The 22,929-nt window shown below is 71.7% G+C and carries 21 protein-coding genes; 10 read left to right on the top strand and 11 right to left on the bottom strand.

Annotated elements, in window-relative coordinates; genetic code table 11:
* Positions 1-286 precede the first annotated feature (286 nt).
* A complete protein-coding gene (locus NAG42_RS04875; protein WP_250028285.1) occupies positions 287-970 on the top strand; it encodes a hypothetical protein in 684 nt (227 codons plus the stop codon).
* Here NAG42_RS04875 and NAG42_RS04870 read toward each other — a convergent pair.
* On the bottom strand, positions 967-2,124 hold the full coding sequence (locus NAG42_RS04870) for a homogentisate 1,2-dioxygenase (protein WP_250028284.1): 1,158 nt from the start codon (positions 2,122-2,124) through the stop codon (positions 967-969). The genes NAG42_RS04875 and NAG42_RS04870 overlap by 4 nt on opposite strands.
* Positions 2,125-2,201: 77 nt before the next feature.
* Between NAG42_RS04870 and NAG42_RS04865 the strand changes: the two genes are divergently transcribed.
* Genes NAG42_RS04865 through NAG42_RS04850 form a run of 4 tightly spaced genes read left to right on the top strand, consistent with a single transcriptional unit; the run spans position 2,202 to position 5,697 of the window.
* On the top strand, positions 2,202-3,047 hold the full coding sequence (locus NAG42_RS04865; RefSeq protein ID WP_250028283.1) for a hypothetical protein: 846 nt from the start codon (positions 2,202-2,204) through the stop codon (positions 3,045-3,047).
* The gene (locus NAG42_RS04860; RefSeq protein WP_250028282.1) at positions 3,044-4,141 is read left to right on the top strand and encodes a fumarylacetoacetate hydrolase family protein; all 1,098 of its coding nucleotides are present in this window, start codon (positions 3,044-3,046) and stop codon (positions 4,139-4,141) included. The genes NAG42_RS04865 and NAG42_RS04860 overlap by 4 nt, the downstream gene beginning before the upstream one ends.
* 33 nt (positions 4,142-4,174) lie before the next feature.
* The gene (locus NAG42_RS04855; protein ID WP_250028280.1) at positions 4,175-4,633 is read left to right on the top strand and encodes an SRPBCC family protein; all 459 of its coding nucleotides are present in this window, start codon (positions 4,175-4,177) and stop codon (positions 4,631-4,633) included.
* Positions 4,634-4,647: 14 nt separating this feature from the next.
* On the top strand, positions 4,648-5,697 hold the full coding sequence (locus tag NAG42_RS04850) for an outer membrane protein assembly factor BamB family protein (RefSeq protein WP_250028279.1): 1,050 nt from the start codon (positions 4,648-4,650) through the stop codon (positions 5,695-5,697).
* Here the strand turns inward: NAG42_RS04850 and NAG42_RS04845 are convergent.
* Positions 5,690-6,994 (bottom strand): aspartate aminotransferase family protein, encoded by a 1,305-nt coding sequence (locus NAG42_RS04845; RefSeq protein ID WP_250028278.1) that lies wholly within the window; start codon positions 6,992-6,994, stop codon positions 5,690-5,692. The genes NAG42_RS04850 and NAG42_RS04845 overlap by 8 nt on opposite strands.
* Before the next feature lie 75 nt (positions 6,995-7,069).
* On the opposite strand from NAG42_RS04845, the gene NAG42_RS04835 reads away from it, so the two are divergent.
* The gene (locus NAG42_RS04835) at positions 7,070-7,954 is read left to right on the top strand and encodes a LysR family transcriptional regulator (protein ID WP_308201110.1); all 885 of its coding nucleotides are present in this window, start codon (positions 7,070-7,072) and stop codon (positions 7,952-7,954) included.
* Positions 7,955-8,047: 93 nt separating this feature from the next.
* Here the strand turns inward: NAG42_RS04835 and NAG42_RS04830 are convergent, their stop codons facing one another.
* From NAG42_RS04830 to NAG42_RS04815, 4 genes are read right to left on the bottom strand one after another with little or no spacing between them, the layout of a single operon-like run.
* Positions 8,048-8,644: a maleylpyruvate isomerase family mycothiol-dependent enzyme gene (locus tag NAG42_RS04830; RefSeq protein WP_250028277.1), complete on the bottom strand. Its 597-nt coding sequence runs from the start codon at positions 8,642-8,644 to the stop codon at positions 8,048-8,050.
* Positions 8,641-9,081, bottom strand: a complete 441-nt coding sequence (locus NAG42_RS04825; RefSeq protein ID WP_250028276.1) for an SRPBCC family protein — start codon at positions 9,079-9,081, stop codon at positions 8,641-8,643. Before NAG42_RS04825 ends, NAG42_RS04830 begins: the two co-directional genes overlap by 4 nt.
* Positions 9,078-9,425, bottom strand: a complete 348-nt coding sequence (locus NAG42_RS04820) for an ArsR/SmtB family transcription factor (protein WP_250028274.1) — start codon at positions 9,423-9,425, stop codon at positions 9,078-9,080. Before NAG42_RS04820 ends, NAG42_RS04825 begins: the two co-directional genes overlap by 4 nt.
* A gap of 48 nt (positions 9,426-9,473) precedes the next feature.
* A complete protein-coding gene (locus NAG42_RS04815; protein ID WP_250028272.1) occupies positions 9,474-10,586 on the bottom strand; it encodes an ROK family protein in 1,113 nt (370 codons plus the stop codon).
* 46 nt (positions 10,587-10,632) lie between these two features.
* Between NAG42_RS04815 and NAG42_RS04810 the strand changes: the two genes are divergently transcribed.
* Positions 10,633-11,844: an MFS transporter gene (locus NAG42_RS04810; protein WP_250028271.1), complete on the top strand. Its 1,212-nt coding sequence runs from the start codon at positions 10,633-10,635 to the stop codon at positions 11,842-11,844.
* Here NAG42_RS04810 and hisC read toward each other — a convergent pair.
* From hisC to hppD, 4 genes are read right to left on the bottom strand one after another with little or no spacing between them, the layout of a single operon-like run.
* Positions 11,841-12,923: a histidinol-phosphate transaminase gene (hisC, locus tag NAG42_RS04805; RefSeq protein ID WP_250028270.1), complete on the bottom strand. Its 1,083-nt coding sequence runs from the start codon at positions 12,921-12,923 to the stop codon at positions 11,841-11,843. The genes NAG42_RS04810 and hisC overlap by 4 nt on opposite strands.
* A gap of 33 nt (positions 12,924-12,956) precedes the next feature.
* Complete coding sequence (locus NAG42_RS04800; protein ID WP_250028268.1) at positions 12,957-14,099, bottom strand: RDD family protein; 1,143 nt, start codon at positions 14,097-14,099, stop codon at positions 12,957-12,959.
* Entirely contained in the window at positions 14,096-14,686 is a 591-nt protein-coding gene (locus NAG42_RS04795; RefSeq protein WP_250028267.1) for an RDD family protein, read from the bottom strand. The genes NAG42_RS04800 and NAG42_RS04795 overlap by 4 nt, the downstream gene beginning before the upstream one ends.
* Before the next feature lie 10 nt (positions 14,687-14,696).
* Positions 14,697-15,851 (bottom strand): 4-hydroxyphenylpyruvate dioxygenase, encoded by a 1,155-nt coding sequence (gene hppD / locus NAG42_RS04790; RefSeq protein WP_250028266.1) that lies wholly within the window; start codon positions 15,849-15,851, stop codon positions 14,697-14,699.
* Positions 15,852-16,031: 180 nt separating this feature from the next.
* On the opposite strand from hppD, the gene NAG42_RS04785 reads away from it, so the two are divergent.
* Positions 16,032-17,363 carry a PQQ-binding-like beta-propeller repeat protein gene (locus NAG42_RS04785; RefSeq protein WP_250028265.1) on the top strand — a complete coding sequence of 444 codons (1,332 nt, stop codon included), beginning with the start codon at positions 16,032-16,034 and terminating at the stop codon, positions 17,361-17,363.
* 70 nt (positions 17,364-17,433) lie between these two features.
* Positions 17,434-19,101, top strand: a complete 1,668-nt coding sequence (locus NAG42_RS04780; RefSeq protein WP_250028263.1) for a fumarate hydratase — start codon at positions 17,434-17,436, stop codon at positions 19,099-19,101.
* A 31-nt stretch (positions 19,102-19,132) separates the two neighbouring features.
* On the opposite strand, the gene NAG42_RS04775 is transcribed toward NAG42_RS04780, so the two are convergent.
* On the bottom strand, positions 19,133-19,642 hold the full coding sequence (locus NAG42_RS04775) for a hypothetical protein (RefSeq protein WP_250028262.1): 510 nt from the start codon (positions 19,640-19,642) through the stop codon (positions 19,133-19,135).
* A gap of 292 nt (positions 19,643-19,934) precedes the next feature.
* Here NAG42_RS04775 and NAG42_RS04770 point away from each other — a divergent pair, with 292 nt between their 5' ends.
* Complete coding sequence (locus NAG42_RS04770) at positions 19,935-22,913, top strand: AfsR/SARP family transcriptional regulator (RefSeq protein WP_250028261.1); 2,979 nt, start codon at positions 19,935-19,937, stop codon at positions 22,911-22,913.
* Positions 22,914-22,929: the final 16 nt, after the last annotated feature.

The raw sequence follows: 22,929 nt of genomic DNA, 5'->3' as shown, positions 1-22,929 counted from the left end.
GCCACAACCAATACCGCGTGAAAAAACCCCACGACACACCCAGCATCCGCCACGACAAACCAGCCACGATCCGGCTACGCACCTTCACCCAGGCCACAACAAGATCAACTTAAGCTACGCGGCATTGCCCCAAGCCCCCCACCGCAACCATCACCAGGGAGCTCTCCAGCGATGGCCGGGGTCCGGGGCAGAGCCCTGGGGTCTACCCACAGTGAGGCGGCTCGATGCCTGATTACGAAGAGTAGTGGGCCGCGGGAAACGCGGTGCGTGCAATAGGTTGGGCGGCATGGTGGATCTGGTGATCGCTGTGGCGGCGGTGGTCGTGTTGGTGGCGGTTGCTGTGGTGCTGGTAAGGGTGCGAAGGCTCAGCCGGGCCGGCGTTTCGGCGGCTCTTGCTGTTGCGGTGATCGCGGCCGGCAGCTTCGCGGTGGCCCTCTATCGCAGTCAGACCACATCGGACACTGAGGACCTCCCCACGGTGCTCGGGTCCCCCGTCGTCGGGGTGTCCGCGTCGGCTCAGCAGGGCCTGGGTACGGCGATTCTGAAGGTTCAGGTCCCGATGGGTAGCGGCGACAAATACCCGCAGGGTGCGCTCTGGCTGCAACCGCCACGACCCGGCACCGACGCCTACACCGGGGACCTCTCCCTACTGTGCTCCACGCCCGGCAAGGACGAGAAGGTGCAGAACTGTGCCGGCGCCGATGAGCGGGTCTGGAGTGCGGAACCACTGCAAGGACGGGCGACGATCGGGGCCGCCAGTGGCGACCCGTTCGCCGATCCGGCGGCCTGTCAGGAGAGCAACGGGGTCAAGTACCAGGCGGGATATCTGCCGTTGACCGCTGGGCGTGGTTACTGTCTGCACAAGGCCGGCGATGACGCTGTGGTCTTCGTGTTCCGGGTTCCGTCGTTCCCGGCCGAGAAGCCGCTCCCGGCCAGGATCGACGTCGAGATGTCGGTGATCGGCGTCTAGCGGTTCCACGTCCAGGCGTACGCGGTGTCTTCGACGGCGACCGCCGCCTCGCACAGGTCGAGGGGGCGGAACGTGTCGACCATGACGGCCAGCTCGTCGAAGGCCTCGATGCCGAGGGCCCGCTCGACCGCGCCGGGCTGGGGGCCGTGGGTGAAGCCGGACGGGTGCAGCGAGATCGAACCCTGCTCGATGCCGGAGCCGCGGCGGGCCTCGTAGTTGCCGCCGGTGTAGAACATCATCTCGTCGGAGTCGACGTTGTGGTGGTTGTAGGGGACCGGGATCGCCAGCGGGTGGTAGTCGACCTTGCGGGGCACGAATGAGCAGATCACGAAATTCGGACCCTCGAAGGTCTGGTGCACCGGTGGCGGCTGGTGCACGCGACCGGTGATCGGCTCGAAGTCGTGGATCGAGAACGCCCACGGGTAGAGGCAGCCGTCCCAGCCGACCACGTCGAACGGGTGCTGGGCGTACACGTGCTTGGTCCACCCGGCCCGGTGCTTGACCAGCACTTCGACGTCGGTCGCGTCGACCAGCAGCGGTTCTCCGGGGCTGCGCAGGTCGCGCTCGCAGTAGGGCGCGTGCTCGAGGAACTGGCCGCGCACCGACAGGTAGCGCTTCGGGGGTCCGATGTGGCCGGTGGCCTCGATCGTCAACAGGCGGGCGGGACCGTCGAGCGGCACGATCCGGTGAACCACCGATGTCGGGATGATCACGTAATCACCGGTGCCGGCCTCGAGCGCGCCGAAGCTGGTCTCGACGACGATCCGGCCGTCCTCGACGTAGAGGCACTCGTCGCCGACGGCGTCGCGGTAGAGCGGGGACGGCCGGTCGGCGATCACGTAGCCGATGCGGACGTCGTCGTTGGCCAGCAGTGCGCGGCGGCCGAGCACCGCGTCCGCCGGGCCGGCGTCGAGCTTGTGGGTGCGCAGGTGGCGGGGCTTGAGCGGGTGGTTGGCCGACCGGATCAGGGCCGGTGTCTCGTACGCCTCGGCCGACACGATCGCCGTGGGCGGGTGCCGGTGATAGAGCAGGGACGAGTCGGACGAGAAGCCTTCCTGACCCATCAGCTCCTCGCTGTAGAGGCCGCCGTCGGGCCGCCGGAACTGCGTGTGCCGCTTGTGGGGCACCTCGCCGATGCTGCGGTAAAAAGGCATCGTTGCCACTCACCTTCGAGATCCGACATTTCGGACGTGGTTGTCCGCTTCTCGAAGCGTCCATTAGGTTCGGATTCGTGTCAACGCTGGTGCCTCCGCTCTTCGCCGGGCTGGTGGACGACGCGTCTCTGCTGCCGCCGAGCCCCACCGGCGTCGCCGAGGCTGTCGTCAAGCACGACGAGCACCGTGCAGGCTGGTTCGCCGGTCTGCTCGGTTCCTTGCTCGTGCCCGCCTCGCTGATCGGCGCCGACCTGCATGCTCAGGACCTGCCCGTCGCCCTGGTCGGCGACGTGAGCCTGGGCGCGCTCCCGATCGCGGTCGACAAGCTGCGAGCGGCCGGCGCGCAGGTGCTGCACCTGGAGGCGGCGGTCGCTCGTCGCGGCGAGGATCCGCAGCCCGGCCTCAGCGCTCTGCGCGAGCTGGCCGAGAACGACGAGACCCCTCTTGTGTACGCCGAGATCCCGCTGAGCTGGGGGCTGCTGAGCGCCCTGGACACGGTTGTGGAGGCGCGGGACGCCGGGGTGCGGCTGGCCCCCAAGTTCCGGGTCGGCGGGCTGGCCGCCGAGCTCTTCCCGACCCCGGTCGAGCTGGCCGCGGTGCTCTGCGCCTGCCGCGACCGCCGGTTGCCGTTCCGGCTGGCCGCGGGTCTGCGGCACGCCATCCGGCACACCGATCCGGAGACCGGCTTCACCCATCACGGCTTCCTCAACGTGCTCACCGCGGCGATCAGCGCGCACGACGGCGGCGAGGTCGCCGAGGTGGCCGAGGTGCTGGCCGCCACCCATCCGGTGCCGCTGGTGGAGGCGTGCCGGGCCCGGCGGAGCGAGCCGCGGCCGCTGTTCGCGGGCTTCGGCGCGGTCGGTGTCGTCGAGCCGCTCACCGAGCTGGTGCGCCTCGGCCTGATCAACGGTGGTTACGAGTGAGCGGCTTCGGGCTTCACCACCTGCCGTACGGGGTGTTCAGCCGGCCCGGTGACGAGCGGCGCATCGGCGTACGGCTGTGGTCGTCGGTCGTTGATCTGTCGGCGCTCGGCGGGCACCTGGCCGCGGCGTCGCTCAACCCGCTGATGGCCGCCGGCCGTCGGGAGTGGACGGCCGCCCGTGAGGCCGTCGACGACCTGGTGGCGTCGGAGCCGCCGCTGATCCCGCTGCGTGACGTGACCCTGCACCTGCCGTTCGAGGTGGCCGACTACACGGACTTCTATTCGTCCGAGCACCACGCCCTGAACGTGTCGAAGATCCTGCGCCCGGATTCGCCCGGCCTGTCCCCGCAGTGGAAACACCTGCCGATCGGCTATCACGGCCGGTCGGCGACGGTGGTCGTCTCGGGCACACCCGTCCAGCGGCCCAGCGGTCAGCTCGCCGAGAGCGTCTTCGGGCCGACCCGGCGGCTGGACGTCGAGGCCGAGGTCGGTTTTGTGGTCGGTGTGCCCGGCCGGCGCATCGCGACCACCGACTTCGCCGAGCATGTGTTCGGTGTCGTGCTGGTCAACGACTGGTCCGCCCGCGACCTGCAGGCCTGGGAGTATCGTCCGCTCGGCCCGTTCCTGGCCAAGTCGTTCGCCACCACGCTGTCGCCCTGGGTGACCCCGCTCAGCACGCTGGCCACGGTGCCCGGAGTCGCCCAGGATCCCGAGCCGCTGGACTATCTGCGCCCGGCCGGCCCCGGTTTCGACCTGCGGCTGTCCGTCGAGTGGAACGACACCCTGGTCAGCACGCCGCCGTTCGCCTCGATGTATTGGACCGCGGCCCAGCAGCTGGCCCACCTGACCAGCAACGGTGCCTCGGTGCGCACAGGTGATCTCTACGCCTCGGGCACCGTCTCGGGTCCGGCCCGCGGCGAGGTCGGCTCGTTCCTGGAGCTCACCCGCAACGGCGCCGAGCCGGTCCGGTTGCGCGACGGCACGTCGCGCGGCTATCTCGAGGACGGTGACTGGGTGCGCATCGGCGCGACCGCGCGCTCGGCCGGGGGCAAGGAGATCACGCTGGGCTCGGTTTCGGGCACCATCGTGGCGTGATTTCTGTCGTACGGTGTACGCGGAGGTGACGCTATGTCGACGGTCGTGGTGACTCGTCTGATCGACGCGCCGGTCGCGGCGGTCTGGCAGGTGTTCACCGATCTGAGCCGGCGCCGCGAGTGGCTGACCGCCGTCACCCGGGTCGAGGTGCGCAGCCACGGGCCGTTCGGCGCGGGCACGGTCTGGCGCGAGACTCGTGGCATGGCCGACGGCGGCGAGGTCACCGAGGAGTTCCGGGTCCGCGAGTGCGACGTGCCCGAGAAATTCGTGGTCACGTCGCCCGGCATCGGCGCCGATTACCGCATGACGTATTCGTTCGTGCCGGTCAAGTCGGGCCGGCACCGCGGCGGCACGATGGTGACCGTGAAGCAGGAGGGCTCGGCCACCGCGCCGGCCGGCCGCATCCTCGCACTGATCTTCGGGGGCCTGGCCGCCGAGACCGCCGAGGGTGCGCTGCGCCGTGACCTCGACGACCTGGCCGCGGTCGCCTGACATACGCTGCCGGGGTGTCCCGGGTGCTGCTGCGATCCTTGGCGGCGCTCGTCCTGACCGCCGCGGCCGGTCTGATCGGCTGGCGGGTGCTGGCGCCGGCCGAGGTGTGGTCGCCCGCGGCCGCGGCCTATCCGGCGCGGGCCGATCGGGTCCCGCAGGTCACCGGGCGCCTCAATCAGGCGCCGCTGATCGTCGACGATCGCCTCCGGGTCTATGCGAGCAAGCGGCAGGTGCGCGCGGACGGGCCGGTCGACGCGAAGAGCGTGAACACCGCCCGGTGGTCGCTGCGGCGCTGGCCGGCGCAGGTCTCCGGGGTGGTCGCGGCGGGGACGACGGTGATCAGCCGGTGGTCCGACGGCCAGCTGATCGCGATCGACGGGCGTACCGGGAAGGAAGCCTGGCGGACCGCCGCGGGCCGGTCCGCGCCGGGGTTCGCGGGGCATCGCACCGGGGCGGCGACGGTCTGGGCACCGGTCGGGCTGCACGTCGGTGACCAGGCGGTGCTGGTCGCCGGGGGTGGGCGGCTTTCGGCGTACGAGGTCGCGAGTGGCGTCCGGCGCTGGCAGATCGACGTGCCGGCCGGCTGTGGGGACGGGTTCACCACGGCCGGGGGTCAGTACTTCTGCGCCACGGGTGGGTACTCCGTGGCCAACGGGGCGGCTCTCACGCCGTACCCGAAGGGGCCCTTTGTCCCAGTCGGCTGCGCGGCTGGGCTCTCCGGCTGCGCTGGTCTGCGGGACGGGACCGGGCAGGGCTATCTGACCGGCGGTGCGGCACCTCAGCGGTCGGACGCCCTGGACAGTGCTCCGCCCGGCGTACAGGTGCTCGGGTTCTCCCGGGGGCGGCTGGTGACCCTCACCGCCGACCGGCACCTCAGGATCGGCGGCGAGCTGGACTTCACGCTGGCCGTCAGGGCCGAGGAGCCGGCCTGGAAGCCGGGGCGGTGGCAGGTCACCGACGACTACGTGGCGATCGAGCGCCTGACCGGGGACGGGCCGGCCGACCCGGCGGCGCCCGGGCACTACTTCACGGCCGACCCGGTGATCGTCGCGTCGATCAGATGAACCGCGGCGCCACGTCGCCGATCGCCTGGTCGAGGATCTCCAGGCCGAGATCGAGCTCGGCGGCCGTGGAGGTCAGCGCCGGAGCGATCCGGAAGACGCCGCCCATGCCGGGCAGCTGCACCACGTTCATGTGCAGGCCGAGCTCGAGGCAGCGCCGGGTGACGGCCGCGCCCAGCTCGTCGGCCGGCTGCTTGGTCTGCCGGTCGAGCACCAGTTCCAGACCCACCAGCAGACCGCGGCCCCGCACGTCACCGATGACGGCGTGGCTGTCCTTCAACTCGAGCAGCCCGGCCGACAGGTGCTCGCCGAGCTTTCTGGCCTGGTCGTCGAGCCGCTCGCCGGTGAGGACGTCGAGGACCGTGTTGCCGACCGCGGCGACCAGCGGGTCGGAGACGTGCGTCGTGAAGAACAGGAAGCCGCGGTCGTGGGCGGTCTGCTCGATCTCCGGGCTGGTCACCACGGCGGCCAGCGGCAGGCCGGCGCCCAGTGTCTTGCTCAGGGTCAGGAGGTCCGGGACGACGCCGTCGCGCTGGAAGGCGTACCAGTCGCCGGTCCTGCACAGACCGGTCTGTGCCTCGTCGAGGATCAGCAGGCCGCCGCGCTCGTGGCACTTGTCCCGCAGCGCGGCCAGATAGCCCGGCGGCAGGTCGAGCACGCCGCCCGAGCTGAGGATGGGCTCGACGATGCAGGCCGCGAGGCTGCCCACCGACTGCGCGTCGAAGAGCTCGAACGAGAATTCGAGCTGCCTGCGCCAGTCGAGCTCGCCGTTCGCGTCGGTGAAGTCCGGGCGGTACGCGTTCGGGGTGGGGATCGCGAAGTTGCCGGGCGCCGCAGGACCGTACCCCTTGCGCCCTGAGCTGTAGGTGGCGCTCGCCGCCGCCTGGGTCATGCCGTGCCACGAGCGGCCGAACGAGACGATCTCGTGCCGCCCCGTGACCAGCTTGGCCATCCGGATGGCCGCCTCGTTCGACTCGGCCCCGGTGGTCAGCAACAGCACCTTGCTGAGCGGCTCGGGCAGCGACTCGGCGAGGCGGCGGGCCAGGTCGACCACGGGCCGGCTGAGCATGCCGCTGAACAGGTGGTCGAGCGTGGCCACCTGGCGCTGCACGGTGGCCACCACGGCCGGGTGCGAGTGGCCGAGGATGGCGCTCATCTGCCCCGATGTGAAGTCGAGGACGCGGCGGCCGTCGGCGGTGAAGACGAAGCTGCCCTCGGCGCGCTCGATGATCTCGGGGGTGAACGTCCCCGCGCCGGAGTAGCGGACGAGGTGACGCTCGGCGTCGGACCAGAACTCCATGCATCGACGCTAGAGGCGGATCAAGCGTCGGGTCCATCTCGCTTTTCCGGCCTGGCTGTTAAGTAAAGTCGCACAGTGGCCCTCAATCCCTGGCGGTTGCGCCTGCTGGTCGACCTTTCGACGTACGGGACGGTCCGCGCCGTCGCCCAGCGCGGCAACCACAGTCCGTCCGCGGTGTCCCAGCAGCTCGCCACGCTGGAACGGGAGACCGGCACGGCGCTGCTGGAGCGCACCGGCCGCCGGGTCCGGCTGACCGCGGCCGGGGTGCTGCTGGCCGGCCGGGCCCGCGAGATCCTGGCCGCCATGGACGCGGCCGAGGCGTCATTGCGCGGCCTGCTCGACGAGCCGGCCGGCACGGTGACGCTGGGCGCCTTCCAGAGCGCGATCCCGGCCGTGGCCGAGCCCGCGGTGGCGCGGCTGGCCACCCGCCATCCCGACGTCACCGTGGTGCTGCTCGAGATGGAACCGCACGTCAGCATGCCTGCGCTGCGCCGCGGCGAGGTGGACGTCATCGTCACGACCACCGACTTCGTGGGCGCCGAGCTCGACCCGGCCGTCGACCTGGTGCCGCTGGCCGAGGACGAGGTCGTGCTGGTGCTGCCGCCGGGTCACCCGCTGGGCGCCCTGGAGGCGGTCCCCCTCCAGGTGTGCGCCGATCAGCGCTGGACGTTCGACGTGGCCGGTTCGTACATGTCCGAGCTGGCCACCCGCCTGTGCCGCGAGGCCGGCTTCGAGCCGTCGGTCATCTGCCGCTTCAACAACTACATGCTGACGCTGCGCCACGTGGAGGCCGGCCGCTCGATCGCCCTGCTGCCGGGCCTGGCCGTGGACCCGCGCTACCGCGTGACGACCCGCCCGCTGACGCCTGCGGTGACCCGCCGCATCACGGCCGCCGCCCGCCGCCCGTCCACCCCGCGCCCGGAGATCACGGCCGTGCTCAGCGCCTTGCGCAGCCCTTGACCTCCCCGGGCGCGCCGGCGTGGTCCTGCTCCTCGGCGTGGCCGCCCTGCGCAACAGCGTCAACGTCAGCCGGTCGGGTCGCCCGCCCGGCGATCAGCTCCGGGCCAGCTTGCGGCCGTCGGGCAGGGTGCGGCCGCTGAGCAGGGCGACCAGCGAGGCGCTGTCGGCGCGAATCGGCCGGCCCTCTCCCCGCCTCCAATCGGTGTCGGTGGCCTCGAGCCGGCTGTCGGCCAGGTCGACGCCGAACAGCCTGCCGTCGGCGGCGGCGAGCTGATCCAGAACGGCGATCACCGCTTCTCGTGGCGCGACCGCGGGCCGGTCGAGGGCGATCGTCACGTCGAGGGAATGGATGACGGCGTGATTGAGGGCTCCGGCCGCGCCACCGCCCGGCGGCAACCAGGCATGCAGCTTCGGCGATCGAAGCCGGCCGAGAAGATCGTCGAGCGGTAGCGAAGCATCCCGCGCGGCCACGGTGTCGGCGAGCACGGTGAAGTCGCCACCGGCCGCGGCCATCTCGGCGCCGAACTGCTCAGGACTCAGCCGGGCCGGCATGGTGACGTGCGCGACGACGTGCCGCACCAGCCACTTCTCGCACAGCGAGGGCGCGTCCCAGGTCTCGGCGGTCGCAGCGCCCAGGAGATCGGCCAACCCAAGACAGGTCGAGGCCACCCAGGTCTGCGGGTCGGTCATGGTCGGTCTCCCTGTGTCAGATGCGTGAGGCGCTCGTCGAGTTTGTCGAGGGACGTGGCGAAGCCGGCTCGCGCCTCGGGGTGCCGCATCGCCTCGGGCACGTGCCGCTGCCGGATGACGACCGCGGTCCGGCCGTCGCCGAGGTCCTCAAGCGTGCTGGTGGTGTGCATCCCGCTCATTGGCTCGAGCCAGGCGAGCCGCTCGGGCGGAACGATCTCGGTGAAGGTGGCGACCATGCGGTAGCTGCCGTCCGGGCCGAGCATCAGGGTCTCGAAGCGGCCGCCGGGCCGAAGCTCGACCACGATGCCGTCGACCGGCGTGGTCATCCCCCGGGGGCCCCAGAAGTGCGCGAGCTCGGACGGCTCGGTGAGACACCGCCAGACCAGGTCGCGAGGCGCTCGGAAGACCTGCTCGTAGACCAGTTCGTCGTCGTTCACAGCTCGCCCTCCTGCAGATGGGCGAGGCGGGTCTCCAGACGGTCCATCCGCTCGCTCCAGGTGCGCCGGCTGTCCTCGATCCAGGAGACCGCGACCTCCAGCCGCTCGGGTTCGAGCCGGCACGGCCGGGTCTGCCGGTGCCGGCCCCGGCTGATCAAGCCGGAGCGCTCGAGCACCTGGAGGTGCTGGGACACGGCTTGCATGCTCATGGTGTATCGCTCGGCGAGCTCTTTGACCGTCGCCTCGCCCCGGCTCAGCCGGGCGATGATGTCGCGCCGGGTGCGGTCGCTGAGCGCCGTGAACAGGGCATCGAGTTGCTGGTCGTCGTCCACGGTCGTGGTCATGCCGCTTACTCAAGCATCTGCTTTATCAAGCGTCAACTGGACAAAGCTCTAAGTCAGCCGCGGCAGCAGACTCGACCAGGCGGCTTCGGCGGCGCCGGCGATCGGGCCGTCGGCGCCCAAGGCGGCCGGGAGCAGCGGCGGTGGGGTGGCGCGGCGGAGGGCCATCAGACCGGCCCGGTAGGCGGCGTCGAGCTCGGCCGGGGCGGCCGCGATCAGGTCGGCGCCCAGGCCGCCCAGGGTCACCAGATCGGGGTCCAGGCCGTTGACCAGGCCCGCGATGCCGCGGCCGAGCGCTGACGCGACGACCCGGACGGCGGCCTGCTCGGCCGGGCCGGTCGAGGCGAGGACCGTACGGGCATAGGCCACCGGGTCGGGCGGGGCCGGATGGCCGAGGTGGCGAGCCAGGGCGGTGCCGTCGACGGCCGTGCCCCAGCAGCCGCGGGCGCCGCACGGGCACAGCACGGCCGGGTCGCCGAACGGCATGTGGCCGAACTCGCCGGAGGCTCCGTGGGCGCCGATGACCAGGCGACCCTGGTCGACCACGGCGCCGCCCAGGCCGTACTCGATGAGCAGGTGCAGGGCGACCGAGGCGCCGGCGGCGGCACCGCGGGCCGACTCGGCGGTGGCGGCCAGGCTGGCGTCGTTGCCGGCGACCAGCACCGGGGCGTCCGGCCACAGGTCGCGCAGGTCGACGTCGTGCCAGCCCGAGGTGGTGGCGTCCAGGCGCAGGTCGGCGGTGACGGGACCGGGGACCGAGACGCCCAGGGCGCGCAGCCGGTCGCCGTACGTCTCGTGCAGGCCGAGAATCGCCCGGGTCACGCCGGCCAGCACCTCGGCCCACGTGGCGCCCGCATGGAGGCCGGACAGCGCAGCGAGGGTGTGCCCGCCCAGCTCGGTCACGTCGATCCGCCAGGCACGGTGGGTGATCTCCACCGCGAGCACGACCGGGCCGTCCGGATGTGCGACCAGCGCGGTGGTCGGGCGCCCACGGGTGCCGCTGCGGGCCGCCGGAACCTCGGCCAGCAGGGAAGCCTGAGTCAGCCGGGCGACCAGCTCGGTGGCCGCGCCCGTGCCGATGCCCAGCAGGCGCGCGGTGTCGGCGCGAGTGACGCCGGGCCGGCCGTGAACCACGCGGAGCAGCTCGGTGGATCGCGTCGTCACCAACTCTTCCCTTCTTTTGCTCTGACTAAGAGCTTATTCTGCGGAGGTGAGCTTGAACCGCCCCGCCCTGGCCATTCTGGGCGCCTCCTCGTTCTTCTACGTCACCGCGGAGACGCTCCCGGTGGGGCTGCTGCCCGAGATCGCCCACGGTCTCGACGTGGCGGAGTCCGACGTCGGCCTGCTGCTGACCAGTTACGCGGTCGTAGCCGCGGTGAGCACGATCCCGCTGACCGCGCTGACCATGCGGGTTCCGCGCCACCTGCTGCTCGCGATCACCATGGCCATCTTCGTGGTGTCGCAGGCGGCGGCCACCTTCGCGCCGACCTTCCTGGTGCTGGTCCTGGCCCGGCTGATCTGCGCGCTGGCCCACGGCGTGTTCTGGTCGGTGATCGGGCCGGTCACCGCGCGCCTGGCCCCACCCGGGCAGGCCGGCCGGGCCACCGCGCTCGTCTTCGTCGGCAACTCGCTGGCGATCGTGCTGGGCGTGCCGCTGGGCACCGCGCTGGGCCAGTGGCTCGGCTGGCGGGCGGCGATCGGGGCCATGGTCATCGGCGGCGCGATCTGTGTGCTCGGGCTGATGAAGGTGCTGCCCCAGCTGCCGCCGCGCCCGCACGACCTGGCCCTGCGCCCGGCGGCTCAGCTACGGGCGGCGATCGCCGTCGGCCGTGACCGGCAGGTGCTGCTGCTCTGCCTGATCACGGCGGTGCTGGTGATCGGCCACTTCTCGGCGTACACCTACATCGCCCCGCTGGTGCGCCGCGACGCCGGGCTGGAGGGGGCCGGGCTGAGCGTGCTCCTTCTCGGGTACGGCTTCGCCGGGCTGATCACCAACTACGCGGTCGGCCGGTTCGTGGACCGGCGGCCGGGGACGATGCTGGTCGGGTTGCTCACCGTGCTGGCGGTCTCGGTGGTGCTGCTCGCGCCCGTACTCGGGCTGGTGCCGACCATCATCGTGACCCTGCTCTGGGGCGGCGCCTTCACGGCCATCCCGGTGCTGCTGGCCGCCGCACCGCTGCGGATCGCGCCCCGGGCCCGGGACGCGGCGTCGGCCCTCTACGTGGTCGCGTTCCAGATCGGGATCGGCGGCGGAGCCTTCCTCGGCGAGCGCCTGGTGCGGACCGGTCACCTGGGCGTGCTACCCCTGGTGACCGCAGGTTTCGCCGTCCTGGCGGTCGTGCTGATCGTGACGATCGGCCGGCGGACCTTCCCCGCTCGTCTGAGCGCGGAGGACCACCACCGCACCGAAGCGCTCGTCTAGCTTTTCAGCGCCACTTCGGCGGCGGCCAGGAAGGCGTCGTTCTCCTCCGGGGTGCCGATCGTGACGCGGACGCCGTCGCCCTGGAAGGGCCGGACGATGACGCCCCGGGCCTCGCAGACCTGGGCGAACGGCACCGCGCCGTCCCCCAGCGGCAGCCAGACGAAGTTGGCCTGGCTGGACGGCACGTCGGCGCCGAACCCGCGCAGTGCCTCGGTGACCCGGGCCCGCTCCTCGACCACCAGCGCGCAGCGGCGGCGCACCTCGGCCTCCTGGGCCAGTGCGGCGATCGCCGCCGCCTGGGCCACCAGGCTGGTCGAGAACGGGGTGAGCACCTTACGGATGGCCGCGGCCACCTCGGGCTGAGCCACCAGATAACCCATCCGCAGACCGGCCAGACCCCACGCCTTGCTCATCGTGCGCAGCACCAGGACGTTGTGCCGGTCGCCATAGGTGGCCACGCCGTCCGGCACCTCCGGGTCGGTCACCAGCTCCCGGTACGCCTCGTCGAGCACGATGAGCACGTCGGAGGGCACCGAGGCGACGAACCGGTCGAGCTCGGCCTTGCGGACACTCGTACCGGTCGGGTTGTTGGGGTTGCAGACGATCACCAGCCGGGTCCGGTCGGTGATCGCGGCCGACATCGCCTCCAGGTCGTGCCCGTGTCCGTCCGTGTTGGGCACCCGCACGCTGGTCGCCCCCACGCCGGCCGAGATGATCGGGTACGCCTCGAACGAGCGCCACGAATAGACGATCTCGTCACCCGGCAGGCAGGTCGCCTTGACCAGGATCTCGGCCAGCGCCACCGACCCGCAGCCGGTCACGATGCGGTCGGCGGCCACCCCGAGCCGGTCGGCCAGCGCGTCCCGCAGGGCCACCGAGCCCATGTCGGGGTAGCGGTGCGAGTGCAGCATCGCGTCGGTGACCGCCTCGACCACGCCGGGCAGCGGACCGTACGGCACCTCGTTGCTGGCCAGCTTGATCGCCTCGGCGATGCCGAGCTCACGGGTCAGGTCGGCCAGGCTGCGGCCGGGGACGTAGGCGGGCAGGCCATCCAGGTCGGCGCGGGTCAGGCGGGTCATCGTCCGTCCTCAGGGTGAGTGTGGGTGCTGGCCTTATTGCGAGTGCGAGGTGCCGCCGCCGGAGGCGGTGGCGTCGACGGGCCGGCGGTCGTCCGGGGGCAGCGCGATCACGACCGTGCGCGCCGTCTTGTCGTGGAACGCCTGGCGGAGCTGCTGGTCGAAGACCGGCGAGACGCAGTCGATGAGTTGCAGGATGAAGCCGATGCCGGCGCAGCCCCAGGCCGGCGTCCACAGCCCGAGCCGGGCCCACCGGCCGAACGCGCGGCCGAAACCGAGCGGTTTGGTGTCCTCGACCGCGACGACCTTGATGCGCATGACCCGCTTGCCCAGCGTCTGACCGCTGCTCCCGATGGCCGGCGCCTCGTAGGCCAGCCAGAGCAGCGTGGCGATGATCAGCATGGCCCAGAGCAGGCCGTCCATGCGGCCCGAGGCCTGCACGTCCCACGCGCTGCCCCCGTTGGCCATCTCGTCGATGGTGGCGCGGTACATCGGCACGAACTCCTTCGCCCACTGATAGGCGAACCAGCCGTTGATCACCACGTTGAGCAGCAGCACCGCGAGGATGTCGAGGAGCCGGGCGACCAGGCGCGGGCCCAGACCGGCCAGCGCGAAGCCGTGCGGGCGCGCCTGCACCGTCGGGTACATGCCGGCGCGCATGCCGGGCGGCATCTGCTGCCAGCCGGGCGGAGGCTGCCACCCGGGCGGAGGCTGCCACCCGGGCGGAGGCTGCCAGCCGGGCGGCGGTTGCGCGCTTGCCGACGGCTGCTGCCAGCCGGGCGGGGTTTGTGCGCCCGCCGACGGCTGCTGCCACCCCGGCGACGGTTGCGCGCCCGGCGGTGGGGTTTGCGCGCCCTGGGGCGGCGGCTGCCACGCGGGAGGTGCCTGCCAACCCGGCGGCGGCTGCCATCCCGGGGGTGGCTGCCAGCCCGGCGGGGGCGGCGGCTGCGGGCCCCAGCCCGGCGGCGGTGTGGCGGCGGCCGGTGGCGCGGCCGGCGTGGCCGATGCCGGCGGTGCCGGCTCCGGGGCGGGCGGCGGCTCCTCTTCCACGGGCGGCGGGCCGTCCGGCGGCACCGCGTCGGCCGGGATGGCCTTCCCGAGCCATCCCTCGCCGTCCCAGTAACGCTGGGTATCAGGGTCGGCGGGGTCTTTGTACCAACCGGCGGGCAGCGAGCTCATGGAGAAACCTTAACGACCACGGTCCGGGCCACTTTGTCGTGCAGGGTCTGCTGGTACGGCTTGTCCCAGAGTTGCCACAATCCGTCGGCCCAGCTGAAGAACGGCACCAGCAGCCCGGCCGGGAACTCGATGAGGTAGCGCTTGGCGGCCATGCCACGGGTCAGCGTGCGGCCGGGCTCCAGTGGCACGACCCGGATCTGCATGGCCTTCTTGCCCACGGTCTGCCCGGTCCGGTGCATGAACTCGACTTCGTACAGGTAGTAGACCAGGAGCAACAGGACGAACAACCCCGCCTCGACCAGCACGAGCGGCAGGAAGAACTCAGCGAGGATGGTTTCGGCGGTGAGTTCCGGCCCGGACGGATCGACCTCGGGCAGTTGCCGGAGCACCACGAGGAAGGCCGGGATCGCCAGCACGAAGAGCACCGCGCTCAGCAGCGCCGAGTCGATCAGGTAGGCCAGCAGGCGCTGGGCGAAGTCGGCCAGCGGCACCCCGGCTGGGCTGAGGGGCGGCGGAGGTGGTGGCGGTCGGTACGAGGGCCCCGCCGGATAGCCCGGCGGAGGCCCGTACCCCGGTGGCTGGGTCACGCGACCAGTGTCACAGATTGCCGCGCAGTTCCTGCTCCCGCTCGATGGCCTCGAACAGCGCCTTGAAGTTGCCCTTGCCGAAGCCGAGCGATCCGTGCCGCTCGATCAGCTCGAAGAAGACCGTCGGGCGGTCCTGCACCGGCGCGGTGAAGATCTGCAGCAGGTAGCCGTCCTCGTCCCGATCGACCAGGATCTTGCGGCTCTGCAGCTCCTCGATCGGCACCCGCACCTGGCCGATCCGGGCGCGCAGCTCGGGGTCCTCGTAGTAGGAGTCGGGCGTGTCCAGGAACTGGACGCCGGCCGCGCGCATGGCGTCGACGCTGGCGATGATGTCGTTGGTGGCGACGGCGATGTGCTGGGCGCCCGGGCCGTTGTAGAAGTCGAGGTATTCGTCGATCTGCGACTTGCGCTGCGAGACGGCCGGCTCGTTGAGCGGGAACTTGACCTTGCGGGTGCCGTCGGCGACGACCTTGGACATGAGCGCGGAGTAGTCGGTGGCGATGTCGTCGCCGATGAACTCGGCCATGTTCGTGAAGCCCATGACGCGGCCGTAGAACTCGACCCACTCGTCCATGCGGCCGAGCTCGACGTTGCCGACCACGTGGTCGACGGCCTGGAAGAAGCGCTTGGGCTGCAATCCGGCGGCGATGGCGGGCTGCCGGTCGACGATCGGCCGGCGTGCGACGAAGCCGGGCAGGAAGGGCCCGTCGTACTGGGAGCGGTCGATCAGGGAGTGGACGGTGTCGCCGTAGGTCGCGATGGTGGCGATGCGCACGGTGCCGTGCTCGTCCTTGATGTCGTACGGCTCGGTCACGCTCCGGGCTCCGGCCGAGACCGCGTGCGCGTACGCCTTGTCGACGTCGGGCACCTCGATCGCGATGTCCTGGATGCCGTCGCTGTGCTTGGTCACGTGCTCGGCGCCGGGTGCCCCCGCGTGCACCGCGCCGACCAGCAGGAACCGGGCGCCCCCGCTGACCAGGACGTATTCGGCGTGGTCGCGGTAACCCTGCTCGGGTCCGCGGTAGGCCACGCAGGTCATCCCGAAGGCCGTCGAATAGAAGTGAGCGGCCTGCTTGGCGTTGCCCACGAGGAACTTGAGGTGGTCGACGCCCTTGACGGGGAAGACGTCGTCGGTGCGGGTCCCGTGTGCCATCGTCTGCGTCATTGACCGATGTTGTCGCAGGTCACAGGCCGATTCAACATGTGTCCGCGGGACTGGGCAGGTTGCGCCGTCGAGCCCGGGCCGGGCCGGTCGGCCGGTGCAACTTGCACAATGTCTCGCGCGCCATGACCGTTATATACGGCAAATCATATCGACACGGGCGAATCTAGATCCGTCGTCCTGATGATCGACCTGGCTAGCGTGTCGCGCATGGCGTCGGGTGGCAGCCCCTGGAAGGGGTACGCACTGGTCGCGATCGTGATCGTGATCGTGCTGGCCACGACCGGCGTGTGGAATCCCTGGCCACAGGTCTGGGCGTGGGTCAACACGAGCGAGCCGATCGCGGGCGGCGCGGCCCGCTGGCAGCAGCGCATCGGCGGCAGCCCGCAGAGCGTCTCGGTGGTCGGCGACGCGGTCGTCGTCGAATACCGGACCTCGGTCGAGGCGTACGGCCTGACCGCCGGGGTCAAGCTGTGGGACAGCGACGCCGACTGGGCCGCGGTCTCGGGCAGTGGCAACGACGCGGTGGTGGCCACCGGCCGGCTGCTGACCAAGGGATATCAAGTGCTCGACCCGCGCAACGGAGCCCAGCTGCGCGTCGACACCGAGGCCACGGCGGTCTGGACCTACCGCAACGCCCTGCTCGACCTGCACTGCGCCAAGGGCGGCGACTGCCGGCTCACGGCCGGGGACCCCCGGGGCGCCAAGCCGCTCTGGACCGTCGACACGGGCGGGATCGGCTTCGTGCTCAACGCGGCCAACCCCGACCTGCCGGACACCCGCCCGCTCACGGCCGACCGGGTCGACGACGACGTGGCCCGGCCGCGGCTGATGCCCGGCCTGATCGGGCTGCCCGACGACGGCAAGATCCGGGTGATCGACACCGCCACCGGCAAGGTCGTGCAAGTGGCCGAGCCGGCCGTCGACCAGCGCGTCGCGATCGCGGGCGGCCGGGTGCTCACGGTGACCGGAACGGCACAGGACGGCACCTGCTATTACGGCGTGGTGGCGACCGATCCGCCGTCACCGGGGGCGGTCTGGCGGCGCGAGGGACTCAATCTGCGGACGGCCGACAACGGCTCCAACTGCCAGCAGGAGCACGACCCGGCGGGTGGCGAGGACGTCGTGCTCGGCGTCGACCCGACCGGACGGCAGGAGTTGCTGGCGGCGCACGACGGCCGGCTGCTGTGGCGCGGCGCCCGGGGCGAGACCGTGCTCGCGGTCAACGACAGCTACGCCGTGATCCGCGGCGCGGACGGGCGCACGCTGCGCGGATACGGCTTCAGCCGGGGCCGGACGACCTGGTCGCGGGCGGTGGGCGAGGGTGGGGCGGCGGCCCTCACCCCGTACGCGGCGGTGATCACCAGCCGCAAGCCGGAGCGCATCGTGGCGGTGGCTCCCGGCAGCGGGCGGGTGCTGGCCGACCTGCGTACGGCGGCCGAGGTCTTCGCCGTCGGGCCGGGCGGGCTCATCGCCGTCGCCGGGCGCGAGATGGCCTATATCCCGTTTACTTGACCGAACTGGTATGCGTACCGGGGCGGAGCGGTTCGCCGATGCCGGGACCGCTTGTCTAGGCTTGCCGGTCATGAGCAGAGGCGCCGCATTCTCGTACTCGCCGCTGTTGCCCACCGGCGACGACCTGACCGAGTACCGACTGGTCACGGACGAGGGCGTCGACGTCGTGCACGGCCCGGGCGGCCGCCGGTTCCTGACCGTCGAACCGGCTGTGATGACGCAGCTGACCGCCGAGGCGATGCACGACATCGCCCACTATCTGCGTCCGGCCCACCTGGCCCAGCTGCGCGCGATCATCGACGACCCCAAGGCGTCGGCCAACGACCGGTTCGTCGCGCTCGACCTGCTGCGTAATGCCAACATCGCGGCCGGCGGGGTGCTCCCGATGTGCCAGGACACCGGCACGGCGATCGTGATGGGCAAGCGCGGGCGGCACGTGCTCACCGACGGCACCGACGAGGAAGCCATCGCGCAGGGCGTCTACCAGGCGTACACCCGCCTCAACCTGCGGTATTCGCAGCTCGCGCCGCTCACCATGTGGGACGAGCGCAACACCGGGTCGAACCTGCCGGCCCAGATCGAGCTCTACGCCGAGGACCCGGGCGGCGCCCCCGACGCCTACAAGTTCCTCTTCATGGCCAAGGGCGGCGGCTCGGCCAACAAGTCGTACCTCTATCAGGAGACCAAGGCGCTGCTGAACCCGGCGCGGATGATGGAGTTCCTGGACGAGAAGCTGCGGCTGATCGGCACGTCGGCCTGCCCGCCCTACCACCTGGCCGTGGTCATCGGCGGCACCAGCGCCGAGTACGCGCTGAAGACGGCCAAGCTGGCCAGCGCGAAATATCTGGACAACCTGCCCCGGCACGGCACGATGTCGGCCCACGGGTTCCGCGACGTCGAGCTGGAGGCGGCCGTCCTCGAGCTGACCCGCGACTTCGGCATCGGCGCCCAGTTCGGCGGCCGCTACTTCTGCCACGACGTCCGGGTCGTCCGCCTGCCCCGGCACGGTGCGTCCTGCCCGGTGGCGATCGCCGTCTCCTGCTCGGCCGACCGCCAGGCCCTGGCCAAGATCACCCCGTCCGGCGTCTGGCTGGAGCGGCTGGAGACCGACCCGGCGCGTTTCATGCCCGAGGTCGACCTGGGTGGCGAGCCGGTCGTCAAGGTCGACCTCAACCGCCCGATGGCCGAGATCCGGTCCGAGCTGTCGAAATACCCGGTCAAGACCCGTCTGTCACTGACCGGCCCGCTGGTCGTGGCCCGCGACATCGCCCACGCCAAGATCGCCGAGCGCCTGGACGCGGGCGAGCCGATGCCGCAGTACCTCAAGGATCACGCGGTCTACTACGCCGGTCCGGCCAAGACCCCCGAGGGGTACGCGTCGGGCTCGTTCGGCCCGACCACGGCCGGCCGGATGGACTCGTACGTCGAGCGTTTCCAAGCCGCCGGCGGCTCCCTGGTCATGCTGGCCAAGGGCAACCGCTCGGCCCAGGTCACCCGGTCCTGCAACACGCACGGCGGCTTCTATCTGGGCTCGATCGGCGGCCCGGCCGCCCGGCTGGCCCAGGACTGCATCCGCCACGTCGAGGTACTCGAATACCCCGAGCTCGGCATGGAAGCCGTCTGGAGGATCGAGGTCGAGGACTTCCCGGCCTTCACCGTCGTCGACGACAAGGGCAACGACTTCTTCGCCGACGTCACCCGCCCCAACCCGCTGCTCCGGATCGGCGCCCGGCCCTGACCCGCACGGGATCAGGAACCGGGCGACCGGGTCAGGCCGCGCAGTAACCCGCGACGGGGCTCAGCCACTCCTTGAACTGGGCCTCGATCGTCGAGTTGAGCACCTTGAGCGTCGTCGCCTTCTTGATGTACGCCTTGTTGACCGCGCTCGCGTCGACCTTGGCCGCCGAGGTGAGGCCGGCCGCCTTGAACTCGGGGTTGCGGGCGGCCGAGGTCTCCTTGCGGATCTTGGTCGCGACGGCCTTGAGCTCGGCCACCGCCGCGGTCTCGGCCTTCTTGGCCTCGGCCGTCTGCTTCGCCTCGCGGTAGGTGATGAGCTTGCCCATCGCGGTGCCGAAGTCACGCAGGTCACCCGAATAGAGGGCCTGCAGCTTGCCGCAGACGAGCTTGGTGTTGGCCGTGTAGTCCGGCGGCGGCGGGCTGCTCGGAGCGGTGCTCGTGGGGGTGGCCTCGGGGGCCGCCTCGGTGCCGGCGTCGCTGTCGCAGGCGGCTCCGGTCAGCAGAATGCCGCCGGCCAGCACGGCCACTAGGGCGCGTCGCATGAGGTGATCCTGTTCGGTCGGGGATGGGAGCAAGCCCCGACGACGGTACGTTCCGTCCGCCACATCGTCCAACCGACAGTGATCGGCGAGATACGGGCAGCCCGTCCGCGCGGTGCCGCGGACGGGCTGCTCGCCCCCGTCGCTGCGACCGCCGCACCGTGCTGGGGCGATGTCGGAACATCCACGATGCGGCGGCGTCACCAACAGACTGGCGGACTTCGCTGTCGTTCCGCTGTCGTCCCGCTCTCGTCACGTCGAGTAGGCTCGATGTGTCTCAACCGGTAGGGGCGGCATGCGCTATCGCATCCTCGGGCCACTGTCCGTCACTGTCGACGGGCGGGACGTCGCCATCACGGCCAGCCGTGATCGCATCGTGCTGGCCATGCTCCTGCTGCACGCGGGGCGCGTTCTCGGTGTCGGCACGCTGGCCGACGCGGTCTGGGGCGCCGACCCGCCGGCTACCGCGCGCGGCCAGCTGCAGACCTGCGTCTCCCGGCTGCGGCGATCGTTGCCCGCCGACGCGATCCGCAGCGATCCGGCCGGCTACTGCCTCACCCCCGGCGCCGGTGAGCTCGATGCCGCCGAGTTCACCCGGCTGGTGGCCGGGGCCCGGGAGCATCAGGATCCGGCGTTGTACCGGCGGGCTCTCGACCTGTGGCGGGGCGACACCGCCGCGGGTATCGACGCCCACGGCGTACGCCAGGCCGCCGTCGTCCTCGACCAGCAGCACGTCGCCGCGCTGGAGGGCTGGGCCGAGCTCGAACTGGCGGCCGGGCACGAGGGCGACCTGATCGGCGAGCTGTCCGCCGCGGTCGACCGGTTCCCGCTGCAGGAGAAGCTGAGCGGTCAGCTCATGCGGGCGCTCTACAGCGCGGGGCGACCGGCCGACGCGCTCGCCGAATACCGTCGTATCCGGTCGGTCCTGCGGGACGAGCTGGGCCTCGACCCGGGCCGGGAGCTGCGGGACCTCCAGGCCGCCATGCTCAGCGGAGACGCCACCGGGCCCCCGTCCGCTCCGTCGCGGATCCGCTGCCTTCCCCGTACGGTGGGCGACTTCACCGGCCGGGCCGGGGTCGTGCACCGGCTGGTCCGCGCGATCGACGACGGCGCCGGCAGGCCGGTGGTCGCGGTGATCGACGGGATGGCCGGCAGCGGCAAGACCACGCTCGCTTTGCACGTGTCCGCTCTGCTGGGCGACCGCTATCCCGACGCCCATCTCTTCGTCGACCTGCACGGGCACGACGCGGAGCAGCCGCTCGACCCCGCGGCGGCCCTGCTGGTGCTGCTGGGCCAGCTCGGGATCGAGGCCGGCCGCATCCCGCCGGGCCTGGTCGACCGGGTCAGCCTGTGGCGCACCGAGCTGGCCCAGCGGCGGGCACTCGTGCTGTTCGACAACGCCGCCTCGAGCGCCCAGCTGACCGATCTGCTGCCGACCGCGCCGGGCAGCCTCGCGCTGGTCACCGGGCGCCGCCGGCTGCTGGGCCTGGACGGCGTGCACCCCGAGTCCCTCTCCGTGCTCTCCGCGGACGAGGCGATCACGCTGCTGGCCCGGATCGCCGGCGCGCGGGTCTGGGCCGAGCCCGAGGCCGGCGCCGAAGTGGTACGCCGTTGTGGCGGTCTGCCGCTGGCCATCCGGCTCGCCGGTGCGCGGCTGGCGCATCGGCCGCGGTGGCGGGTCGCCGATCTGGTCCGCCGGCTGGGTGGGTCGGCCCTGCCCGAGCTCGCGGCCGAGGACAGATCCGTGGCCGGCGCCTTCGCCCTGTCGTACGAGCAACTCCCGCCGCCCGCCCGCCGGGTCTTCCGCCTGCTCGGGCTCAATCCGGCCGGCGAGTTCGACGCGATCACCGCGGCCGCCCTGACCGGACTGCCCCTGCCCGAGGTGCAGGACCTGCTGGACGATCTGGTCGACGTGCATCTGGTCGACGAGCCGGAGCCGGAGGTCTACCGGCTGCACGACCTGCTGCGGCAATACGCGGCCGCGCTGGCCGCCGAGCTACCCCCCGGCGCCCGCGTCGAGGCCCTTCGCGGGCTGCTCGACCAGCAGCTGAACGCGGCGGCGGCGACCAACCTCACGGTCTACCGCGAGGCGGTCGAGCGGGACGTCGGCCGCCTCGTCCCGCTCCGGCCCGACCTGCTCGAGGCGGTGGCCGATCCGAGCGCCCGGCTGGAACGGGAGCAGCCGCGGCTGGGTGACTACGTCGATGCCGCCGCGCTGGAGCCCGAGCTGGCCCGTTTCACCTGGCAGCTGCCGCGGGCCGCGTGGCGTCATCTGTTCACGCGGGGCTACCTGGACGACGTCCTGCGGATGAACCGGCGTGCGCTGCAGGTCCTCGAACGTACGGGAGACCGCGCGGCCACCGCGACCGTGCTCAACTACCTGGCCTCGGTGCACTACCGGAAGTCACAGATGGACGAAGCGGCCCGGCTGCTGGAGCAGTGCATCGTGTTGCGCCGGCAACTGGACGACCGAAGCGCTCTGGCCTCGGCGCTGATCAACCTGTCCGTCGTGCATTGCGACTCGGGCCGGTGGCGGAAGAGCATCGACCTCGCGCTCGCCGTCCGCCGGATGGCCACAGCGAAGCACGGCCGCGACGAGCTCAACGTGCTGGCGAACAACTATCAGCGCCTCGGCCACTATCGGGAGGCTCTGCGCCACCACCGGCTGCGGCTGCTCGAGCAGCTGGAGATCCGGGAGCCCACCAAGATCGCCGACACCCTGCTCAACGTCGCGGTGATCAAGCATCGGATCGGCGAGGTGGGCGTGGCCGTCGCGTGCCGCCAGGTCCGCGTGGCGCTGCGCCTGACGCAGCGGGCCGGCCATTTGCACGGGGAGGCCGAGGCGCGACACGAGCTGGCGCTGCTCCTCGCCGCCGGGGGACGGCTGTCCGACGCGATCGCCGGTCATCGGCACGCCATCGAGCTCGCCGGGCAGCTGAACAGCCGGGAACAACAGTCGCGACTGCGCTGCGGCTTCGGCGCGACGCTGCTGCTGAGCGGCGACGTCGTGGGCGCCCGGGCCATGTTCGGGCAGGCGTTGCTGTTGGCCTACGAGTCCCGCATGCCGCATCCGATCGCGGTGGCCCAGGCCCGGCTGGGCGACTCCCTCATCGACCACGACCCGGCCGAGGCCCGGCGGCTGCTCGAGCAGGCCGCCGCCGGCTTGGCGGGCCTCGAGGCGCCGGAACTGCGCGACGTCGAGAAGTCCCTGGCCGTTCTCGGTGCCGGGGATCATCTGCGATCTGGTGCGCGCGGAGGGACGATGGACGGGTGACTACTGACGAGAGCGC

Origin of the sequence: Paractinoplanes maris (assembly GCF_023544465.1) — a bacterium.
Classification (GTDB): domain Bacteria; phylum Actinomycetota; class Actinomycetes; order Mycobacteriales; family Micromonosporaceae; genus Actinoplanes; species Actinoplanes maris.
This window is presented reverse-complemented; position numbering and strand designations above follow the sequence as displayed.